Genomic DNA, 18422 nt, shown 5'->3' with positions numbered 1-18422 from the left:
TCAGCCCACCCGGAATTCGATTGAGCGGACCCACTTGGTGTTGTGCACCCCGGGCATCGCGGGAACGATGATTCTCGCCGGGTAACCGTGATCCATGCTCAGCTCGGCTCCGTTGACCCGCAGGGCCAGCAGCGAATCCGGGTCCAGCACCTGGTTTCCCTGCAGCAGCGCCTGGTTGAACGCCCCGGCAGATTCGAGGGACAGCACCCGCGCCGACGCCGGGGCCGGGACCCCGGCCAGCCGGGCCAGCTCGCGCAGCGGCACTCCGGTCCAGACCTGTGTGGTCGACCATCCCTCCACGCAGGCGATCGGGAGTTCAGCCGAACGCTGGGCCATCGCCGTCAGCCGGTCCCGGTTCAGCGACAGCGGCGTGGTACCGCCGAGGATTTCCAGTGCCCAGTCGGCGCCGGTGGCCGCCGGATCGATCCCAGCCGCGGTGGCGGTGCGGTTGACCGGGAAGTCGTTTGGCCCGTCACCGGAGTCGCGGCCGCGGGGCAGCAGCAGCGCCGCGTGCCGGGTGGCACCGCCGAGGGTCTGCCCGGCGGTGAGGACGGCGATCAACAGGGAACCGCCGCCGACCATCGCCAGCGCGCCGCGGCGGCTCACGGTGGGCGCGGCCGGTTCCGGCGCGACCAGGCCGTGCTCGTCGGGTGGCTCGGGCGTGGTCCCCGCGCGGCCGGTGCGCAACTCGGTGCGCAGCGATCGCGAGCGCAGGCCCCTGATCATGTGCGGGAGTTTCAGCGCGACGTGGACGACGAAGGCGCCGATGAACACCCAGCCGCCATAGAAATGTGCGGTGTAGAAGGAAAAACCGAACAGGTAGTCGTACTGGATGTTGAGCACACCGGTGACGATCTCGAACAGCAGCCCGCCGACCAGTAACAGCAGGGATACCCGCTCCAGCACCTGCGCCATCGAGCGGACCGGCGGCCAGGCGAACAGTTTCGGTACCACCGACCACAATTTGGCCAGCACCACCGGAATCAGCACCAGGCCGAGGCCGACGTGCAGTCCCTGGGTCAGGCGATAGAGCCAGGAAGGTCTGGTGGGCCAGTCGAAGTACGGCAGCCGGAGCCAGCCCACGTCGGCCGGAATGGCCTGTCCGAGGTGCGGGCCGTACGCGGCGTACGACAACAGCCCGGTCACGACGACGATCGGCAGGGTCACCAGCAATACGGCGCCGAACACCGAGGTGAGCCATGGTCCGCGGATCGGGCTGCGCCATACTTCCGGCCGGAACGGCCCCGGCGGCCTGGCGCGGGCGAGCCGGCGCCACAGCGCGGCCGGAAACCCGTACTCCGGCCCTCCCGGCTCTCGGTCCGGGCCGGGCGAGGTTTCCTTCGATGTCATCAGGACCCCCGGCTGCCCAGTCCGTCCGCTTCGGAGGCCGTGCGGCGGGAAAGCCGCGCGAAACAACGACTCGAACCACGATGTACGTCCACCATGGACAGTTCGGCTCCCCGCGCGAGGTCGGCCAGCCGGGACAGATCCAGAAAGGCCCACGGGAACCAGGAGCCGACGACCCCACCGGAGTCATCGTGCAGGCATGCCTGCCCGCTCCACCAGCCCGAGGCCGAGGTTCCGGTCTCGACCAGGACACTGCCGTCGCGGTTCAGCAGGGAGGCCGCCCGGCGCAGCAGTGCGAGGGGATCACCGCCGATACCGATGTTGCCGTCCGCCAGCAGCACGTGCTGCCACTCCCCCGACCGCGGCAGCGGGCCGAACACGTCGCCGTGCACGACCGGTACGCCACGGGCACGGCACTGGCTGACCGCGACCGGCGAGCAGTCGACACCGAGCGCGGAGACCCCGGCGGTCAGCAACGCTTCCACCATTCGTCCCGGCCCGCAGCCGAGATCGAGGGTCGGGCCGTGGCACTGGCGGAGCAACCACTGATCGGCCTTGCTCGCCGCGGCGTGCCATCGCCGGGCGGGGAGCGTCACACATCGGCCGTCGTCCAGGCAGAGCCGGGATGACCTGCCCGCCAGCGCGGCGTCGAACGCACCGTGGCCCGCCGGTGCGACCGGCCGGATGAGGCCGGGCCTCACCAGGTACGCCGGGTGTCGCGCGGTCGCGGACATCGCACGCCGGTGGCGATCACCGTCGTCACGCGAGGCGCACCGTCCACATCGGACCTGAGCAGCGCTCGCGGGTCGCCGTGAATGCCGACGGAGGGTCCGCGGTCGTGGCGAACGTGCCGGTATCGGCGGGAGCGCGGCGTGTGGGAACCCACTCGGCTCGACGATGCCGGTGTGCCGGGCACGTCGTGCGCCGGACGTATCACCGTCCCGGAAACCATTGTCACGCGGCTGAAATCCACAAAGACCTCCCGCTGGGTGCCCAACGTGGCGAACGCGAACCGCCGGGGTCCGGGGCGGTAACGGACGAGCGGATCGCCGTTCGCCACCCGGGCATCGTCCGTGACGATCATCTCCGAAGGCCGGAACCTCCGCAACCGGAGCGCGGTCGCCCCGGGCCGTGAACGAACGACCCGCATGGACGTGACCACGGAGTCGGAAATCGGGCGATCACCTGCGGCCGGACCGCGACAAAACACCGCCTTCGACCGGTCGGCCCCAGCTCACCGGGTGTCTCGCGTCGTCGCGGGCTTGCCGAGCATGGCGTCGACCTCGAGCGTCCCCTCGGCGACCATGCGGGCGGTGATCGACAATTTCTGATTGTGGTTCCGGGCGTAGGAGCGCAGCGTGATGAACGCGGCTTCCATGTCGAGGATGTCGCTGTGCGCGGACAGGATTCCCTTGGCCTGCTCGACGATGACCCGGCTGTTGAGCGCCGTCTGCAGTTGTTCGGACAGCGTTTCCGCCTCGTGGACCGTCCGCTGCTGCAGCATTCCGATGGTGGCGACGTCGGCGAGAGCCTGCCCGATCGTGGTACTGGCCGCGTCGACGCCGGTGTGGTCATGATTGAGCAGGGTGAGCGCACCGATGACCGCGCCGCGCAGTCGCATGGGAACCGCCTGCGCCGCGTGGAATCCGCATTCGTGTGCGGCCGCGGTGAAACGTGGCCAGCGTGCGGTGTCGCCGGAGAGGTCGGTGCTGGCCACCGGTGCGCCGGTACGGATGCAGTCGATGCACGGGCCGTCCTCCGTCTGCACAGCGAACAGTTCCAGCAGTTCGGCGCGTTCCGAGGAGGCCGCCGCCATGCGCAGGCCACCGCGCTGGTCGCTGAGGACGACGCCGGCAGCGGCCACGTCCAGCAGTTCGACACACCGTTCGCACAACATGCGCAGGAAGTCCAGTGCGTCGAAATCGTCGACCAGGGTGTCCGCAAGCGCCACGAAAGTCCGGGCCAGACGATCTTCTCGTCCCCTTTCGGTTTCAAGTTGTGGCGGAGTCTCGCCCGGGATGGTGTCGGACATGGCAGATCAGGCTCCTGTCTCCAGGTAGAGATGACGGTGGACGATCTGGTGTGCGACATCGTCAAGGGCGAGCTGATGCGAGAAGGCGTGCGCTCGGATGCGTACCAGCGCCTCGCTCATGGTCAGACCGAGTTGGGCGGTGACGATGCCGGTCGCCTGATGAACTTCGGCGTGGATGTCGGGCAGCCAACCCATGTCGATCGCGTCCTGTCCGGCAAGCACGTTCAGCACCTCGTAGGTCGCGATGTCGGCGAGGATGAGCGCATCGCCGAACTCCGCCCCCGACAGCGGCCCCGCGGTGGTCCGGTACGTGTCGAGCACACCCACCCGCACGGCACCGACCTGCAGGGGGAAAGCGAAAACGGCGGCGGCACCCGCTTTCTGGGCTTCCATCGTGAAGCCGGGCCAGCGGGCGCCTTCGGTGGTCAGGTCCGGGACCAGCACAGGCCCCCGGTCCGTGTGCGCCGTCGTTCCCGGCCCCTCCCCGACTGTTCGTTGCACGTCGTCGAGTTGCTCACTGATCGAATCGGTGGCCCACGCCAGGGCCATCGCGGTGTCCGCTCCGGTGCCCGTGCCCTGCACCGTGATCGACGCTCCGGAGACCGAGCACTCGGTCACGCAGACCTCGCACACCCTCCGCAGAACGGCGTCCGGGTCCCCGGACACGGCACCGCACAGGTCCTGTAGTTTCGCGCGCCGCTCGGCTACCACCGTGTGCCTCCGCATGCTCCAGGTGCCATGGCGCTCGCCGTGTCCGTGCGACGGGCTCGTGCCCCGGGCGGGCTCCCGCGGGCGACGAGTGGATCTCGCCGACCGGGCGGCTCCCCGCCGGGGGCGCGCCTCCGGTGACGACGCGGCGGCCGCCTTCGCGCGTGATCCGCGGTTCACCGGCAGGATGATCGAGTCGGCGAACCGGTGACCGGGATCGGTTCGGCCGGCGACCGCACCTCGCGCATCGGCGGGGTTTCGAGGCCCGCGACGAGCTCCATGGCCCGGCGTACTCCTCGGGGCCGCCCGAGGAGCTCCCACGGTACGCACGCGGCCTCGGCACGCAGCAGCAGTTCCGTCAACTGCACCGCGCCGTCGATGGAGCAAAACGAGACCCGGGAAAGATCGACCACCAGCGTCTCCACCTGCCGTTCGGGCTGAGCCCCGATTCCCAGGGTGAGCACCTCGGTGGTGAACGCGTCGATGTCTCCGACGATCGAGACTTCGGTGCGGCTGGTGCCCGCACCGGCGATGTTCACCACCAGCCGCCGGCATACCCGGGAACGGAACTCGACTGTGGTGACAGATTGACCGGGAATGCCCACATCGACTCCTGCTCCGATCGTCCGCCACGGACGCCACGGCGAGGACGCGGTGATCCGGCCGACGGCCATGAAAGATCAAGCAGGGCGAGGTCCAGGCCCAATTCCTCACGAGACTACCCCGGTGCCATCCGGAGTGGAACCATCCTGATCACCATCGGTGAACAACGGGTCCCGGCCGTCACCTACCCGGGGCCGAGCAGCAATTTGCCGACCAGGCCTTCCAGGTCGATCCACTCGGCTTCCGCGCCCAGCGGAACAGTGTGAAAGGTCAGCCGGAGGAACTCGGCCACCTCGTGGGTGGACGCGTCGAACACGGCGGCGCCGCCCCGGACCTCGATGAGCAGGCATTCGGGTTCTTCCGGGGATCGCCGGACGCGGACGTCGCCATCGCCGGCAGCGCGATCGAGACCCTCCACCAGCAGATCGCGGGACAGCTCCCACACGGTGCGACCGTCCTCGCCGGCCGGGGCGCAGGTGATGGTGACGGCGTACGGGACGCGGGTGTCGTATCCCAGTTCCGCCTTGACCGGAACGACGGGCGTGGGTGGCGCGATCTGGGCGAGAATCGTGGTGGCACTGACTGTCGCGTGATCGTGTCGCATGTGGCCTGTCCTCACGGTCACGTCGCAGGGGCCGGCGACGTCAGCTTTCCCCCGCGCCACAACGGTTTCGTGCGAACTGGCACCGTCGCGACAGATCACCGGCCGACGGCCGGGTCCCGGCGGGAGTCGCCATGTCACCGGTACGAGCGGCAAGCAGGGGTATCCGGCCTCCTTCGTCCGGTCCTTCACAGGTGACATGTCACCGTTGTCGAAGGTCCGTACACCCGGACGTTGCACTGTCTACTCGCGAATACTCCGAACGTCAAACCCTTACAGGCGAACAGAAAGCGGCATCGGACCCAACGATAACGAACTTACCGGCTGGTAACGCCACGCACACTGCGTAGTCCGCCGTCGGAAATTCTCACCCCCGTGACCGACCGGAAATCGCGTCGGGCCTGCGACGGTGTGACCAGGGCGGGCGCGCCCGCACCGGTCGCACAGGGTGATAGTTCGTTTCAGCACCAATCCAACGCTGCGAGGCCGCCGGATCGCGGACAGGGAGCGTGGCACCAACCCCAGGAACGGGGCGGGTCGTGAGTCCGGACGCCGGACCCACGGAACGTGCCGAATCGCCTGTCCGACCCCCGGCCGGAGTGCGCTCGCCCCTCCTCCTGTCCGTGACGGACTCGAACCGCCGAGTGAGCGGGCAGGTGTCCAGGATCCATCCGGCTAGCACGGAAGTGAGGCGAGGCGTCATGGGCGCATCGGATTCGGAGGAACTGTTCGACGGCCATCAGGTCATCGAGTTCGCGGACGGAACGGATCGACGTAATTTCCTGCGCTGGGCCGGTCTGGTCGGGGTGGGCGCGAGCCTGGCTGTGGGCAGCGGGATCGGCGCTTCGGCGGCCGCGGCCGCACCACGCCCGGCCACCGGCACCGGGACCCAGAAGAGCGCGAGCGACATCGACATCCTCAACTACGCGCTGACACTGGAGTATCTGGAGGCCGACTTCTACACCCGTGGTATCGACTGCGGGCTCCTGCGCGGACGGGAACTGGAACTCGTCACCCCGATCCGCGACCACGAGGTGGCACACGTCGCCGGGGTCACCGAGGCCATCTCGATGATGGGTGGCACTCCGGTGGCGAAGCCGAAGTTCACCTATCCCAGGGCGACCTTCGTGTCCCGGCTGACGTTCCTGCGGCAGGCGTCCCGGTTCGAGGAGCTGGGCGTGAACGCGTATCACGGTCAGGTGCCCCTGATCCAGTCCGGTGACGTGCTGGCCGCGGCGGCCTCCATCGCCGGGGTCGAGTCCCGGCACGCGGCGATCCTGGCGACCCTGAACCTGCGTCAGCCGTTCCCGCGGCCGATCGAGCAGCCCAAGCCGATGGACGAGGTACTCGCGGAAGCGGGCAAGTTCATCGACTCCGGCAACTGACACCCGCAAGCGAACGGAGGAAACGCACATGAGCAGGCAAGACTTCGTCAAGGGCCAGGCCACTGACGTCAAGCCGGCAATGGCCCTGGGCGCACTGAACAATCGCTGGGCACTGGCCCAGCAGGGCGACTTCGCCGACGACATCGAGGTACTGAACTACGCCCTGCTGCTCGAACACCTCGAGGCCGAGTTCTACCGGCAGGGCAACAAGGCCGTGTTCCTCGGCGGGTTCGAGTTCATCTATCTGCGGCAGGTGGAGAAGGACGAGGCGTTCCACGTCAAGTTCCTCGCCGACACCATCACCAAGCTCGGCGGCACCCCCGTAGCCAAGCCCGAGGTCGACTTCGGCGGTGCCTTCGAGAACCGCGAAAGCTACCTGACCACCAGCCACACCTTCGAGAACGTCGGTGTGGGCGCCTACCTCGGCGCGGCCGGATTCATCAAGGACAAGACGATCCTGCAGGCCGCCGCCGGAATCTTCGGTGTCGAGGCCCGGCACGCCGCCGTCGTAGGCAACCTCCTCGGCCTGCCCGCGGAGGGCGGTGTGTACATGGGGGCTCTGGAAACCCCCAAGACCAAGGCGGAAGTCCTCGCCGCGGTCGATCCGTTCCTGCCCTGACGGATACGGGCCCACCCCGCTCCGTCCGTCGGAGGGACACCGCCCGGTGTCTCCCCGGCGGGCGTTCGGGCGGGGCTCCTCTCGCGCTCCGCCCTAGGATGACCGGGTGGCAAGAACCGACACGGCCTTCCGGGTGATCGCGGTCCCGCCTGCTCGCGCGTTCGCCGCTCTCGTCGATCCGGCTGCGCTGACGGCGTGGCTCCCACCGGAGGGGATGAGCGGCCGGTTCGACCACTTCGACGCGCGGCCGGGCGGGGCGTACCGGATGGTCCTCACCTACGCCGACGCCTCCGCCGCGCCGGGGAAGGCCACTCCCGGTTCGGACGTCGTGGAAGCGCGCTTCGTGGACATCGTCCCGGGAGTGCGGGTCGAGCAGGCCGTCGATTTCGTCTCCGAGGACCCCGCGTTCGCCGGGACGATGCTCATGGTCTGGGAAGTGACCGGAGTCGAGGGCGGCACCCGAGTGGACATCCGTGCGCACGACGTCCCCGCCGGGATCTCGGCGGAGGACCACGCCGAGGGACTCGCGTCCTCGCTGGCGAACCTTGCCGCCTACCTGGAACGGTGAGCCGGCCCCGCCAGGCGTCTCCGGGTGGGCGTCCGGCTCGCGCCCGTGACTGAGACCCGTGCGGGCCGGTCACGAACGCGAGCGGACGGCGATCAGCCGAGCGTCAGCTCGACCTCCGTGGTGACGGTCGGAACGGTGAGTACCGCGTCGAAGGCGTCGACCACCCTGGTGGGCATCTGGTCGCTCTGCGCCCGCATGCTCGACAGGTTGATCGCGGGGTCACCGCGCAAGGGGCGCAGATCGCACAAGGAGTTGTGCCCGGCCAGTCCCGCGGCACTGAGCTCTCCCTCGACACTGCCCGGCGGCGGTGGCCCCACGGCCGTGTCGACGATCGTGAACCCGATCGGCTGCGCGGCGTCGGGAACCATCTCCGGCACCGACTCGGCGGTGTGGGTGAAGGCCACGGCCGTGTAGTCCGAACCGAGCGCCTCGGCCAGGTAGCAACCCAGCGAGTACGCCAACGGCCCTTCGAATTCCACCGGGGTCTTCTGGATGTGGTTGTTGTGGGCCATCAGCACGATCCGGGTGTCCGGGTCGAGCCGTTCGAGGTGCCAGAGCAGCGAGTCGGCCATCAGCCGGTCCCGGACCGAGGAGTCCATGGGCAGGACCTGCCCACCGAACAGCAGGCCGTGGATGGTGGCGAACATGTAGTCGGCGTGCGTCGCCACCGCCAGGTGGTGGCGAGCGAGTTCGTACCCCGCCCGGTCACCGCGTCGCAGGTACAGCGGTTCGAGCGCCCGCATCCGTACCGACAACCGCGACAGGGTCGAGGTCAGCGCCGTCTGCTCGGCGACCGGAAGGTCTGCCCACCGCGCCGCGGCGGCGGCGATCGAGTCGCCCTCGATGCGCGCGTCCACCGTCAGCAGGGAACGAGCGAGCTCCGCGTTCTCGGGATCGACCTCGGACAGGTAACCGATCAGCGGTTCGAGGACGGGACGCAGGGTGCCACCGGCGACCGGCGTGTCGAGGCCGACAAGGCGCACGGGGTGGGCGCTGGTCGTGTTGTGCAGGCGAAGCCAGCGAGCCATGGTGCTGTTCAGGCCCGAGTTCGTCGTACCGATCATCCGGCTCAGGTCGGCATCGGCTCCCTGACCGTGCAACCAGGCGTCCAGCGGGGCCGCCTCGGCGAAGCCGAACTCGAAGGCCAGCACCGAGAAGCCGCAGCGAGTGGCCAGGTAGCGCAGGAGGCGCCGGCGGGCGGCACCGAACTCCGCACCGAAGTGCACGCCTTCGCCGAGGGCGACGACGCGGGAGTCGCCGACGATGTCGGCGAGAAGCTCCAGCTCGGTGTCGGTGTCGGTGTCGAGTGAGGACAGGGTCAGGGAGTGGGCGCGCAGGGACTGTGCGGCGGCGGACAACGGGGTGTGGCGTGACATGGGGAACTCGACTTTCGATTGGACGAGAAGATGGTCAACCGAAGTCGGAAGCAGACGGGCAGGACGAGTACGCCCGGGCACCAGAGGTGCCGGGTCTGCTCCCGACGGAGCGTCCTCAGAGAAACAGACTGCCTGTAGCCACGGATCGACGGTAGATCATCAGCCGGATCCGGGCCACCGGATTCACGGGCACGGTCGGCGCACCGGGAACGGCGGCGGCCGCCGAAGCGACCGACACGGCGTGCCAGAACGCACGACACGAGCGAAGGAGATCGACCGCGACGTGCGCTCGCTGAGCGAAACGTCGTACTGTTACCCTCCAACATAGAGAACATAGGTAACTATATTTGGGAGACACGATGACCGATCCCACCTCGCACGTGAACCTGGTCCGCACGACGCTTCAGGCCGCGGACTCCGGCGACCTCGACGGCTGCCGGGCAGGCATGCACCCGGACCTGACCGTCACCATCGCCGGTGTCCCCACGCCGATCGTCGGACGTGAGAACTGGCTCGGCAGTGTCGCCCAGATGGCCGAAGCGTTCCCCGACCTGAAGACCACGGTGGCCGATGTGGTCGCGACAGGAGATCGAGTGGCGGTCCGCACCATCATCACCGGAACCCATCGAGGCGCGTTCCACGGCATCGAGGCGACCGGCCGCCCGATCGAAGTCATGAGCAACGACTTCTACCGGGTCGAGAACGATCGGATCGTCGAGGGCTGGATCGTGACCGACACGGGCACGTTGTTCTCACAGATCAGCTGAGGGGCACCGGGCAGCCGAAGCCGGGCATTCAGGGTGCGCTTCGGGGCGCTACCCGCGTCGCAGGACGCCGAAGCGGGTGCGTGGCCGGGGCGGCGGAATCAGGTCGCCTGGACGGTGACACGGGGGTGGTTGTTCTCCCTCGGCTCCGCCGGGTCGCGGTAGAAGCCCTGCAGGGTGAATTCGAACTCCGCGCTGACGGGTGCGTCCGCGGTGACCCACAGCTCGATCGACGGGCCGACCGCGCCCGGCTCCAGAGTGCCCGCGGTGTTGCAGACGACGGCCGGGAAGTCGCTGATGTGGCACTCCCAGCCCGGCGAGGGACGCGGCTCGACGGTCAGCCCCGCCGGGACGGTGGCGCTGACCGTGTCCCCGGTCTTCGCGACCTCGCCGGGGTTGTAGTAGTCGAGCCGGAGCGTCGCACCGGACCGGCCGGCCCAGAACTCGGCGTGCGTGGGCGTCGCGTCCAGCGCGACGTCCGGTACCGGTTCCGCCGCCCGGGCAGGCAGTGCGCCCAGGCCGAGCGTGAGCAGGACACCCGCCCCTGCCCCCAGTACACGCTGTCCTCGGATCGTCATGGTGCTCCCCCATCTCTCGGCGGTCCGGCCACCGGAACGTACCGGTCCCGGATTACTCACGCATGACCGTGCGGTCCGGTTGCCCGGCCGACGCCGACGGCCAGGCGTGTCCATCGCGGATGCCGATTCTCCCGCCGGGCAAGCCAGGCGGGGACGTACCGAGGAAAATCCATAGTGGACGGTTGATCGAGCCAGTGGTACCGCGACCGCCGGTGACCCGTCACGGTGGTTAGGATCGTGCGATGTACAGGGCAAACCAGCTTCGCTGGGTCGGTTTCGTCGGTGTCCTGGTGCTCACCGCGGCAACGCTGGCGGGGGAACTGCCGAGCGAGCCCTGGCCCGCCGCCATGCCGATGCTGGCGGCGGCGGTCGCCGGGATGGGCCTGCTGGTGCTGGCGTGGACTCTGCTCGGTCGCGTGGTCACGGGTGCCGCGGACGCGCCGGACTCCCGGTGGCTCCGGTGGACGCTGGTGCTCTGGGGTGGGCCGCTGCTCGTCGCCCCGCCGTTGTTCAGCGAGGATGTGTACAGCTACCTGGCGCAGGGCGAGATCGCCGCCAGGGGGCTCGATCCCTACGCGGCCGGCCCGGCCGAGGCGCTCGGGCCGTCGTCCGCGATCACCGAGCGGGTGAGCGACTACTGGAGCGAGGCCCCCTCGCCGTACGGGCCGGTCTTCGGGGGGTTCCAGCGGGGAATCGCCGAGATCACCGAGGAGAACGTGGTCGCGAGCGTGCTCGCGTACCGGCTCGTCGCGGTCGCCGGCCTGGCCCTGATCGTGTGGGCGGTACCGCGCCTCGCCGACGTGGCCGGGGCCCGCGCGCCCGTCGCGCTCTGGCTCGGCGTACTGAACCCGTTGGTGCTGTGGCATTTCGTCGCCGGGATGCACAACGACTCGCTGATGATCGGGCTCATGCTCGCGGGTACCGCGTTCGCCCTCCAGGCGCTCGGGGAGCGGTTCGATCCGGCCCGGCTGGCATTGGGCGTGGCGCTCATCGCGGCGGGCGCCTCGGTGAAACTGCCCGCCGTCGTCGCGCTCGCCGTGGTCGGCACGGCCCTCGCCCGCCGCCGGGGTGGCGGCCCGGTCCGGCTGGCCGGCAGCGGGGCCGCCATGGTGCTCGCGGTGCTTCTGGTGGCCGCCGTGGGTTCGCTGCTCAGCGGGCTGGGTTTCGGCTGGCTCGGCACCCTGGGCACCTCGGGTGGCGTGAACAGCTGGATGGCACCGACCAACTGGTTCGGATTCCTCACCGGAGGAATCGGCTCCCTGTTCGGCGCGCAGATCACGCAGACCATGATCGGCGTCGGCAGGATCATCGGTTACGTACTGATCGTCTCCGGGCTGATCGTGGTGATCCGGCGGCAACTCCAGGGACGCATCCCCGACGTGGCCGCCCTTGGCGCGATGCTGGGTCTGGTCGTGGTGTTCGGGCCGGTGGTGCAGCCGTGGTACGTGCTCTGGGCCGCGATTCCGTTCGCCCTGTGTCTTCCGTCCGGCCGGGCGCGCACCGCGCTCGCCGCGGCACTCACGATCTTCTCCGTGCTGATTCCCCCACTCGCCGGTGACTTCACCGGCAAGGTCGGCGAACTGGTGCTCGCCTACGTGGTAGGACTGCTGGTCGTCGGCGGATGTTTCGCGTTCCTGCGGGCTTCCTCGCGCCACGAGACCACCGAGGTGAGTCCGCGGCGATGACGTGCCCCCTACGGCGAACCGGTGCGGGCGGCGGCCGTACCGGCAGGGTGGACTCATGGCTGACATCACCGTGGCGTACCCACCCAGTCGTCCGACGCCCCGTCCGCCGTTACCGACACCCGGGACCGGCAGCGCGCAGCCGCAGGCTCCCCGGCGATCCGCACGGCTTCGGTGGCGACGGCCGGCCGTCCTCGTCATCGGTGGTGACGCCGATGTGGACGGGATCGGTCCGCACCTTGTAGCCGTCGCTCATGGATGCCTCGCCGGCAGGGAGCCAGGAGGCGCACCGGCGCGTTTCACTCGAAACCACCGGAAACGGCGGGTGTGCCCCGGATCACGTACGCCGAGGCTTGAGTGTGCCGCTACGGCCGGGTGTCTGCTGACTTCCAAGCAAACGCCGCCACCGGCACCATCTCGGATCTGGAGGATCCCATGAAAAGATCCCGTACGGCCGTCCTGACCGCCTCGGTGCTCGCCGCGGCATGCGTGGCCACCGGCACGGTGGTGGCCACCGCCACGGCCGATCCAGGACCCGCCGCGGTCGCCACCGACGGCGACCCGGTCACGCACGCGGAGAACGACCGCGTTCCCGAGGGTGCGGCCTGGACGCAGCACTACTTCCCGTCCTCGGACGGATCCGGCACCGAGCTGCACGCAGACGTCCTGCTCCCGGAAGGACTCGCCGAGGGCGAGCAGGTTCCGGTGATCATGTCGGCGGGCTCCTACTTCGGGCACTCCGGCGAGACCGAGAACGAGAACCACCCGCACACCGGCCCCTCGGACCGTTTCAACGACCTCATCGAGGGCACCGACCTGTTCAACCGCGGCTACGCCCTCGTCATGGTGGACGTCCGCGGTTACGGCGGATCCACCGGCTGCCTCGACTTCGCGGGCCCCGGCGAGCAGGCCGACGTGAAGGCGGCTATCGACTGGTCGGCGAACCAGCCGTGGTCCACCGGTGCGGTGGGCATGTACGGCAAGTCCTACGACGCCATCACCGGCCTGGTCGGCAACAACCTGAACCAGGACGCGCTCAAGGCCGTGGTCGCCCAGGAACCCATCTGGGACCTGTACCGCAACATCCATTCCAACGGCGTGCCCCGCACGACCATCACCAACACCTCCAACAGTTACAACAAGATCGCCACGCTCCCGCAACTGCCGGACGACGACCCCCGCTACACGGCCAACGCCAAGTACGAGGAGGCGCACCCGGAATGCCTGCTGGACAACACCGCCGGATACCAGACCGGCGACCCGCAGTCCCAGTACTGGAAGGACCGTGACTTCGCCGAGCAGGCCAAGGGCAGCGACACCCCGCTGTTCGTCACCCAGGGCTTCCTGGAGTGGAACACCGAGGCCGAGGCGATGCAGGAGTACCTCGACAACCACCAGGGCCCGCAGCGCGGCTGGCTCGGCCAGTGGGATCACAAGCGCGGCAACGACCGTGCCGCCGACGGCAGGCTGGAGATGGGCCGCGAGGGCTGGTTCAACGAGACCATCTCCTTCTACGACCAGCACCTCAAGGGCATCGAACCGTCGGTCCAGTACCCGAACTACTCGGTTCAGGACAGCAACGGAACCTGGCGCGCCCAGGACGACTGGCCGGTCGCCGACCAGTCCGTGACCGTCCCGGCCGGCCGCGGGTCCTATGTGGACGACGGTGCCGAGAACGGCCCGACCGAGGAGAACACCTTCACCACCTTCTCCGAGCCGGTCCAGCAGGACACCAGGATCACCGGCACGCCACGGATCTCACTGGACACCGAGGGACGCGGCAACGCCATGGTCCAGCTCTACGACGTCGCCCCGGACGGCAAGGCCGTCATGTTCGACGAGCAGGTCACCGTACTGGGCTCGGGCACCACGACCGTCGATCTGAAGTCGACCGAGTGGACGCTGCCCGCCGGCCACTCGCTGGCGGTCGGTATCGGCAGCATCCAGCCCGGCGGCGCCGAGGCACCCTTCCGGGACTGGATCGACTCGCCCTCCCGCGAAACGGTCAAGGTCAACGACGCCCGGCTCGACCTGGCTCTGGACAACCCCGCAGACGACACGGCCACCGAAGGCGGCCGGGCGGTGTGGCTGGACACCTACCTGCTGCTGAACACCAAGCAGCTTCCGATCGGCGCCCCGTCGTTCACCCTGCCGACCGGCACACCCTGATCGCCGGGACACACCGGCCCCGCCGCTCCGACCGGGACGGCGGGGCCGGGCCGGAATCGCCGCCGGCTCACCCCGGATGCCGTTGAAACGTCACCGAGAACGGTCGGGCGGCATCGCGACAGGACCGGGATACCGCGGCGAATCGGGGCACGGGCTGTGTTCCAATGCTTCCGGCAGCAGGCCCTCGTTTCGCCGCCACCGCGCACTCCGCCCCGATCGACCACGTGAGTAACGAGACCGAGGAGACGACATGGACCTGACGTTGCCGCAGCGGCTTTACCTGCTCATCTTCAATCTGGAGAAGAACAAGCTCGATTCCGCCAGCGCGCTGGTTCGCGGTCAGCTCATGCGGGCGGCCGCGGTGGGCGAGCTGACCATCACGGGAGTGCTCCGCGACGTGGGCGGCAAGGCCGTCCGGGACGCGGCCACCCCGCCGCCGAGCGACTCGTTCCTGGCCGAGGTGTTCTACGACGTGTCCCCGGAGAAGCCACGCAAGTGGTTCTCGCTGGTGGACGAGAATTGGCACAAGGCGGAAGCGACGGTGCGGGACCAGCTCGAGGCGTCTGGGGCGATCACGGTCGACCGAAGCCGGATGCTGGGGATCTTCCCGACCCGCCGGACCACACCCGGCGATCCGGCACAGGTGAGCGCCCTGCGAGAGAACATCCGCAACGCGGTGCTGCTGGCCCGCGATCCGGCCACCCTCCCGCCGGAGGACGCGGTGCTGGCCGTGCTCGCCGCGGACGGCGACCTCTACAGCGTGTTCACCCCCAGGCAGCGGCGCGAGAACAAGCAGGCACTCACCGCCCTGCGCGATCACGTCGACGCCACGATGCCCGGGCTGCGCAGGGCGACCGGCCTGTCGATGGCGGCCCGCCGGGCAGGCGCGGCCTGACGGTCTCCCCGCCGCCCCCTTGACCTCGACCATAGTAGAAGTTCTACGCTCGGCAACCATGAGCGGCAGACCACTGTGGACCCGAGACCGACCGCCACGCCAGGGCCTTGGCCTGATGCGCCTGCGAGATGCCGGCGGCGAGGCCGTGGACGCCGACCGCGATCCGGTCGCCGTCGTGCACGCGGCGCTCGACGCCGGCATCACCCTGCTCGACACCGCCGAGTTGTACGGCAACGAGGAACTGGTCGCCCGCACCATCTCCGGCCGCCGGGACGAGATCACCCTGTGCACCAAGTTCGGGGTGGTGTGGGGCGGCGCCGGGGACGACTGGAGCGTCCGCGCCGACGCCGCCTCGGTGGTGGCCTCCTGTGAGGCCAGTCTGCGCCGCCTGGACGTCGAGACGATCGACCTCTACTACCTGCACCACCGCAGTGAGGAAACCCCGATCGAGGAGACCGTCACCGCGATGGCCGGACTCGTCGGCAGCGGCAAGATCCGTGCGATCGGGCTGTCCAACGTCACCGCCGAGGACGTCCGCCGGGCGCACGCGGTGCACCCGGTCCTCGCGGTGCAGGAGCAGTGGTCGCTGGCTTCGCGGGACGTGGAGTCGGCGATGGTGCCGGCCCTGACCGAACTCGGTGTCACGCTGGTCGCCCACTCTCCGCTCGGGCACGGCGTTCTCGGCGGAACCTCGGAGTCGCCGTCACCGGACCTGGCCCGCGCCCTGGCCGGCATCGCCAGCGCGAACGGCGTGAGCGCGGGGCAGGTGGCGCTGGCGTGGGTGCACGCTCAGGCCGAGCGGTGGCAGCACCCGGTGGTCCCGCTGCCGGGCTCGACCAGCGTCCGCCACGTTCACGCCAACGCGCTCGCCGCCACGCTGCGGCTCGGCGACGAGGAGCTGGCCGCGCTGGACGAAGCCGCCCTCACCGCCGGACCCCGCTGAGGCCACCGTCGCGGACGTGCCGGACCTGCCTAACGGGGCAGGGCGGCGTCGACCTGGTGCAGGTGCACCAGAACGTCGTAGCTGTCGAGCAGCGCGGTGCGCGGCGCCTCGGACGCCCAGTAGAGGCCGTAGGACCGGGTGGGCCGGGCGGGGGTGAACCAGTCGCGCACGGGCGCCGGGGCGGTACGCAGGTCGAGGGCGAAGTCGCGGTGGCCGACCTGGTCGAGGGTGTGCTCGGTGTGGCCGGCCGGTGCGGGCGGCACGGGGTAGGTGGCGGGCCGGTCCGCAGTGGGGTCGGGGAGCGCGCCGATGCTGCCCTGGTGGAACGTCAGTCCGACGTTGACGTACCGGTCGCCGAGACGCCTGCGCAGTTCCGCCCCCGCCGGTTCGGGGAACTCCGGATCGGCGCTGGTGTAGGCGAGGTGGCTGTTGTTGGACGCGAGCAGGATCCTGCCGGCGTCGTGTTCGAGCCACCACGCGGTGTTCTCCGCCATCGTCCGGTCCCGGTATCGCATGCGCTCGGCGAATTGCTCGTCCGAAAAGGCGTACCCGGTGAAGCTCTGCTCGATCGCCGTCGCGTTGCGCAGGGCCCATTCGTGACCTGGCGCGGGGTTCGTGGTCCCGTGTTCCCGGATCAGGGCGGTGGCCGCGCGTGCCCGTTCGGCCTCGGCTTCCCTTCGCGGCTGTTCCTTGCCGAGTTGCGCGACCATCCACGCACCGGCCTGTGTTCCGGGCGCGGGCCGCAGATCCGCGTACAGTTCGCCGATCCGGTCTGCCAGCTCCGGTTGGTGTGCGGCGAGGTAGTCGCCGACTCGGTCGAAGGAATCCGGCCCTGGGTAACCGAGATCGTTTCCGACGAACCGCAGATCCGATTCCGCCGGGTGGGCCAGGTTGTACTCGCGCATCCACCGGACGAGATCGAGATAGTCGTCGTTGTTCCAGAACACGTACTGGCCCTGAAACTCCTCAGCCATGATGGCGGCGGGATCACCGATGCCGTGCACGACGTAGTCGTCGAGCCGCAGTCCCGTGCTCCAGCTCGTTTCCAGGGCGAAGGTGGTGAATCCCCTGGTGGTCACCAAGTGCCGGAACATCTCGCCCTTGAGCGCGAAGAACTGTCGCCCGCCGTGGCTGGCCTCGCCGAGACCCACCACTCGCGCGTCACCGGTCAGTCCGGCGAGCGCTTCCGGGTCCAGCGGCAGAGCGTGGTCCTCGATCGCGGCCACCGGCCCGGTTCCGGAACCGTCCGAAACGGCAGCCGCCGATCCGCTGCCGGACGCGGCGCCCTCCGGTGCGGCACACGCGGCGAGGGCGATCACCGCGGCGGTGGCGGCGGTGGCGCGGACGAGGCCGCGGCGGGACACAGAACGTGTGTGTACCGAATAGGTCGACATGGCGATGATTCTCTGGGCGGAGCGCGGGGAACTCGATCACGCCCGCCCCCGGAATCCGGGTGGGGACAACCCCACTGTCCGGCGGGCCCTGTCCCCGGCGCAGGACGCGGCAGGGCGGTGTGTCATCCCGGTGGGACCGTCGCGGGTCCGACCGGTTGCCGGAGAATGGTGCGCCGCTTCTCGGCGGCGACCTTGCGAGCGTCGCTGAGATAGATCTCGTGGTGCTTGCCGACCATGCGGAAACCGTTGCCGGGGATGAACTCCTCGTGCATCCGGGCGAGCACGTCCGCCTCGTCGTCGTAGGAGCCGATGTGCAGGGTCTGCACGCACCGTCCCTCGGACAGGGTCTGTTTGCGGAGGTCGGCGAGCCGGGCCGGGGCGTTGCGGGCCCCGGCCTGCTCGACGGCGGTGTTGAACATGTCCTCGTCGATCCAGTCCGGCAGCATGATCATCAACGTCCAGTCCCAGCGTGACTTCTCCCGGGAGACGGTGAAGGAATCCATGTTCTCGGCCCACCACAGCCCTTCCAGCGGCATCACCACGTAGTCCCGGCCGAGCTCGCGCTTGCTGGCGAACTTCAACTTGTAGGCGACCGGATAGAGCGCTTCGACCGCTGCCGCGAACTCCGGGGAGGTGTTCGGATCGCCGTGCCCGTCGATCATCAGGTACTGCAGTTCGGGCACGTCCACGACCCGGAACCGGCCCCGTTTCGCCTGATAGGCGTCGAGGTCCCGTTTGAAGTCGGTCTTGTTCGTCAT

General features: G+C 69.4%; 18 protein-coding genes. 8 read left to right on the top strand and 10 right to left on the bottom strand.

The genetic code is table 11. The features are described from left to right. The 6 genes from CFN78_RS21155 to CFN78_RS21125 all read right to left on the bottom strand — a co-directional run bounded on the left by CFN78_RS21155 (window position 1) and on the right by CFN78_RS21125 (window position 5294). On the bottom strand, window positions 1-1350 hold the full coding sequence (locus tag CFN78_RS21155; protein ID WP_094864602.1) for a molybdopterin-dependent oxidoreductase: 1350 nt from the start codon (window positions 1348-1350) through the stop codon (window positions 1-3). Continuing rightward, window positions 1350-2081 (bottom strand): methyltransferase domain-containing protein, encoded by a 732-nt coding sequence (locus CFN78_RS21150; RefSeq protein WP_094864601.1) that lies wholly within the window; start codon window positions 2079-2081, stop codon window positions 1350-1352. Before CFN78_RS21150 ends, CFN78_RS21155 begins: the two co-directional genes overlap by 1 nt. Before the next feature lie 500 nt (window positions 2082-2581). After that, window positions 2582-3298 (bottom strand): GAF and ANTAR domain-containing protein, encoded by a 717-nt coding sequence (locus CFN78_RS21140; RefSeq protein ID WP_240519592.1) that lies wholly within the window; start codon window positions 3296-3298, stop codon window positions 2582-2584. A gap of 87 nt (window positions 3299-3385) precedes the next feature. Next, on the bottom strand, window positions 3386-4090 hold the full coding sequence (locus CFN78_RS21135; protein ID WP_133116408.1) for an ANTAR domain-containing protein: 705 nt from the start codon (window positions 4088-4090) through the stop codon (window positions 3386-3388). Window positions 4091-4263: 173 nt separating this feature from the next. Then, window positions 4264-4629, bottom strand: coding sequence for an STAS domain-containing protein (locus tag CFN78_RS21130; RefSeq protein WP_165777646.1), 366 nt, complete (start codon window positions 4627-4629; stop codon window positions 4264-4266). Between the two features lie 245 nt (window positions 4630-4874). Further along, window positions 4875-5294: an SsgA family sporulation/cell division regulator gene (locus tag CFN78_RS21125; RefSeq protein ID WP_094864596.1), complete on the bottom strand. Its 420-nt coding sequence runs from the start codon at window positions 5292-5294 to the stop codon at window positions 4875-4877. Between the two features lie 698 nt (window positions 5295-5992). On the opposite strand from CFN78_RS21125, the gene CFN78_RS21120 reads away from it, so the two are divergent. The 3 genes from CFN78_RS21120 to CFN78_RS21110 all read left to right on the top strand — a co-directional run bounded on the left by CFN78_RS21120 (window position 5993) and on the right by CFN78_RS21110 (window position 7863). Continuing rightward, entirely contained in the window at window positions 5993-6676 is a 684-nt protein-coding gene (locus tag CFN78_RS21120; protein ID WP_094864595.1) for a ferritin-like domain-containing protein, read from the top strand. 28 nt (window positions 6677-6704) lie between these two features. Then, window positions 6705-7295 (top strand): ferritin-like domain-containing protein, encoded by a 591-nt coding sequence (locus CFN78_RS21115; RefSeq protein WP_094864594.1) that lies wholly within the window; start codon window positions 6705-6707, stop codon window positions 7293-7295. A 106-nt stretch (window positions 7296-7401) separates the two neighbouring features. Next, window positions 7402-7863 carry an SRPBCC domain-containing protein gene (locus CFN78_RS21110; RefSeq protein ID WP_094864593.1) on the top strand — a complete coding sequence of 154 codons (462 nt, stop codon included), beginning with the start codon at window positions 7402-7404 and terminating at the stop codon, window positions 7861-7863. 92 nt (window positions 7864-7955) lie between these two features. Here the strand turns inward: CFN78_RS21110 and CFN78_RS21105 are convergent, their stop codons facing one another. Beyond that, window positions 7956-9239, bottom strand: a complete 1284-nt coding sequence (locus CFN78_RS21105; RefSeq protein ID WP_094864592.1) for an erythromycin esterase family protein — start codon at window positions 9237-9239, stop codon at window positions 7956-7958. 359 nt (window positions 9240-9598) lie between these two features. On the opposite strand from CFN78_RS21105, the gene CFN78_RS21100 reads away from it, so the two are divergent. After that, window positions 9599-10006, top strand: coding sequence for an ester cyclase (locus tag CFN78_RS21100; RefSeq protein ID WP_094864591.1), 408 nt, complete (start codon window positions 9599-9601; stop codon window positions 10004-10006). Between the two features lie 98 nt (window positions 10007-10104). Here CFN78_RS21100 and CFN78_RS21095 read toward each other — a convergent pair whose 3' ends face one another. Further along, on the bottom strand, window positions 10105-10581 hold the full coding sequence (locus CFN78_RS21095) for a hypothetical protein (RefSeq protein WP_094864590.1): 477 nt from the start codon (window positions 10579-10581) through the stop codon (window positions 10105-10107). A 242-nt stretch (window positions 10582-10823) separates the two neighbouring features. Here CFN78_RS21095 and mptB point away from each other — a divergent pair, with 242 nt between their 5' ends. From mptB to CFN78_RS21075, 4 genes are all read left to right on the top strand, one after another. Continuing rightward, entirely contained in the window at window positions 10824-12266 is a 1443-nt protein-coding gene (gene mptB / locus CFN78_RS21090; RefSeq protein ID WP_165777645.1) for a polyprenol phosphomannose-dependent alpha 1,6 mannosyltransferase MptB, read from the top strand. 432 nt (window positions 12267-12698) lie between these two features. Beyond that, window positions 12699-14432 (top strand): CocE/NonD family hydrolase, encoded by a 1734-nt coding sequence (locus tag CFN78_RS21085; RefSeq protein ID WP_094864589.1) that lies wholly within the window; start codon window positions 12699-12701, stop codon window positions 14430-14432. A 250-nt stretch (window positions 14433-14682) separates the two neighbouring features. Then, window positions 14683-15327, top strand: coding sequence for a GOLPH3/VPS74 family protein (locus CFN78_RS21080; protein WP_094864588.1), 645 nt, complete (start codon window positions 14683-14685; stop codon window positions 15325-15327). A 58-nt stretch (window positions 15328-15385) separates the two neighbouring features. Next, window positions 15386-16270: an aldo/keto reductase gene (locus tag CFN78_RS21075; protein ID WP_205660601.1), complete on the top strand. Its 885-nt coding sequence runs from the start codon at window positions 15386-15388 to the stop codon at window positions 16268-16270. Between the two features lie 29 nt (window positions 16271-16299). Here the strand turns inward: CFN78_RS21075 and CFN78_RS21070 are convergent, their stop codons facing one another. Beyond that, window positions 16300-17634 carry an erythromycin esterase family protein gene (locus CFN78_RS21070; RefSeq protein ID WP_165777644.1) on the bottom strand — a complete coding sequence of 445 codons (1335 nt, stop codon included), beginning with the start codon at window positions 17632-17634 and terminating at the stop codon, window positions 16300-16302. Window positions 17635-17786: 152 nt separating this feature from the next. Then, window positions 17787-18422 (bottom strand): GyrI-like domain-containing protein, encoded by a 636-nt coding sequence (locus CFN78_RS21065; RefSeq protein ID WP_094864586.1) that lies wholly within the window; start codon window positions 18420-18422, stop codon window positions 17787-17789.

The sequence above is a fragment of the Amycolatopsis antarctica genome, assembly GCF_002262875.1.
In the GTDB taxonomy this organism is placed as follows: domain Bacteria; phylum Actinomycetota; class Actinomycetes; order Mycobacteriales; family Pseudonocardiaceae; genus Amycolatopsis; species Amycolatopsis antarctica.
This window is presented reverse-complemented; position numbering and strand designations above follow the sequence as displayed.

What these genes read in the sequence shown, in the direction of transcription:
- CFN78_RS21085 (WP_094864589.1), top strand. Translation starts at nt 12,699, where the DNA reads ATGAAAAGATCCCGTACGGCCGTCCTGACCGCCTCGGTGCTCGCCGCG.
- CFN78_RS21115 (WP_094864594.1), top strand. Translation starts at nt 6,705, where the DNA reads ATGAGCAGGCAAGACTTCGTCAAGGGCCAGGCCACTGACGTCAAGCCG.
- CFN78_RS21065 (WP_094864586.1), bottom strand. Translation starts at nt 18,422, where the DNA reads ATGACGAACAAGACCGACTTCAAACGGGACCTCGACGCCTATCAGGCG.
- CFN78_RS21125 (WP_094864596.1), bottom strand. Translation starts at nt 5,294, where the DNA reads ATGCGACACGATCACGCGACAGTCAGTGCCACCACGATTCTCGCCCAG.
- CFN78_RS21100 (WP_094864591.1), top strand. Translation starts at nt 9,599, where the DNA reads ATGACCGATCCCACCTCGCACGTGAACCTGGTCCGCACGACGCTTCAG.
- CFN78_RS21150 (WP_094864601.1), bottom strand. Translation starts at nt 2,081, where the DNA reads ATGTCCGCGACCGCGCGACACCCGGCGTACCTGGTGAGGCCCGGCCTC.
- CFN78_RS21120 (WP_094864595.1), top strand. Translation starts at nt 5,993, where the DNA reads ATGGGCGCATCGGATTCGGAGGAACTGTTCGACGGCCATCAGGTCATC.
- CFN78_RS21155 (WP_094864602.1), bottom strand. Translation starts at nt 1,350, where the DNA reads ATGACATCGAAGGAAACCTCGCCCGGCCCGGACCGAGAGCCGGGAGGG.
- CFN78_RS21080 (WP_094864588.1), top strand. Translation starts at nt 14,683, where the DNA reads ATGGACCTGACGTTGCCGCAGCGGCTTTACCTGCTCATCTTCAATCTG.
- CFN78_RS21095 (WP_094864590.1), bottom strand. Translation starts at nt 10,581, where the DNA reads ATGACGATCCGAGGACAGCGTGTACTGGGGGCAGGGGCGGGTGTCCTG.
- mptB (WP_165777645.1), top strand. Translation starts at nt 10,824, where the DNA reads ATGTACAGGGCAAACCAGCTTCGCTGGGTCGGTTTCGTCGGTGTCCTG.
- CFN78_RS21075 (WP_205660601.1), top strand. Translation starts at nt 15,386, where the DNA reads ATGAGCGGCAGACCACTGTGGACCCGAGACCGACCGCCACGCCAGGGC.
- CFN78_RS21105 (WP_094864592.1), bottom strand. Translation starts at nt 9,239, where the DNA reads ATGTCACGCCACACCCCGTTGTCCGCCGCCGCACAGTCCCTGCGCGCC.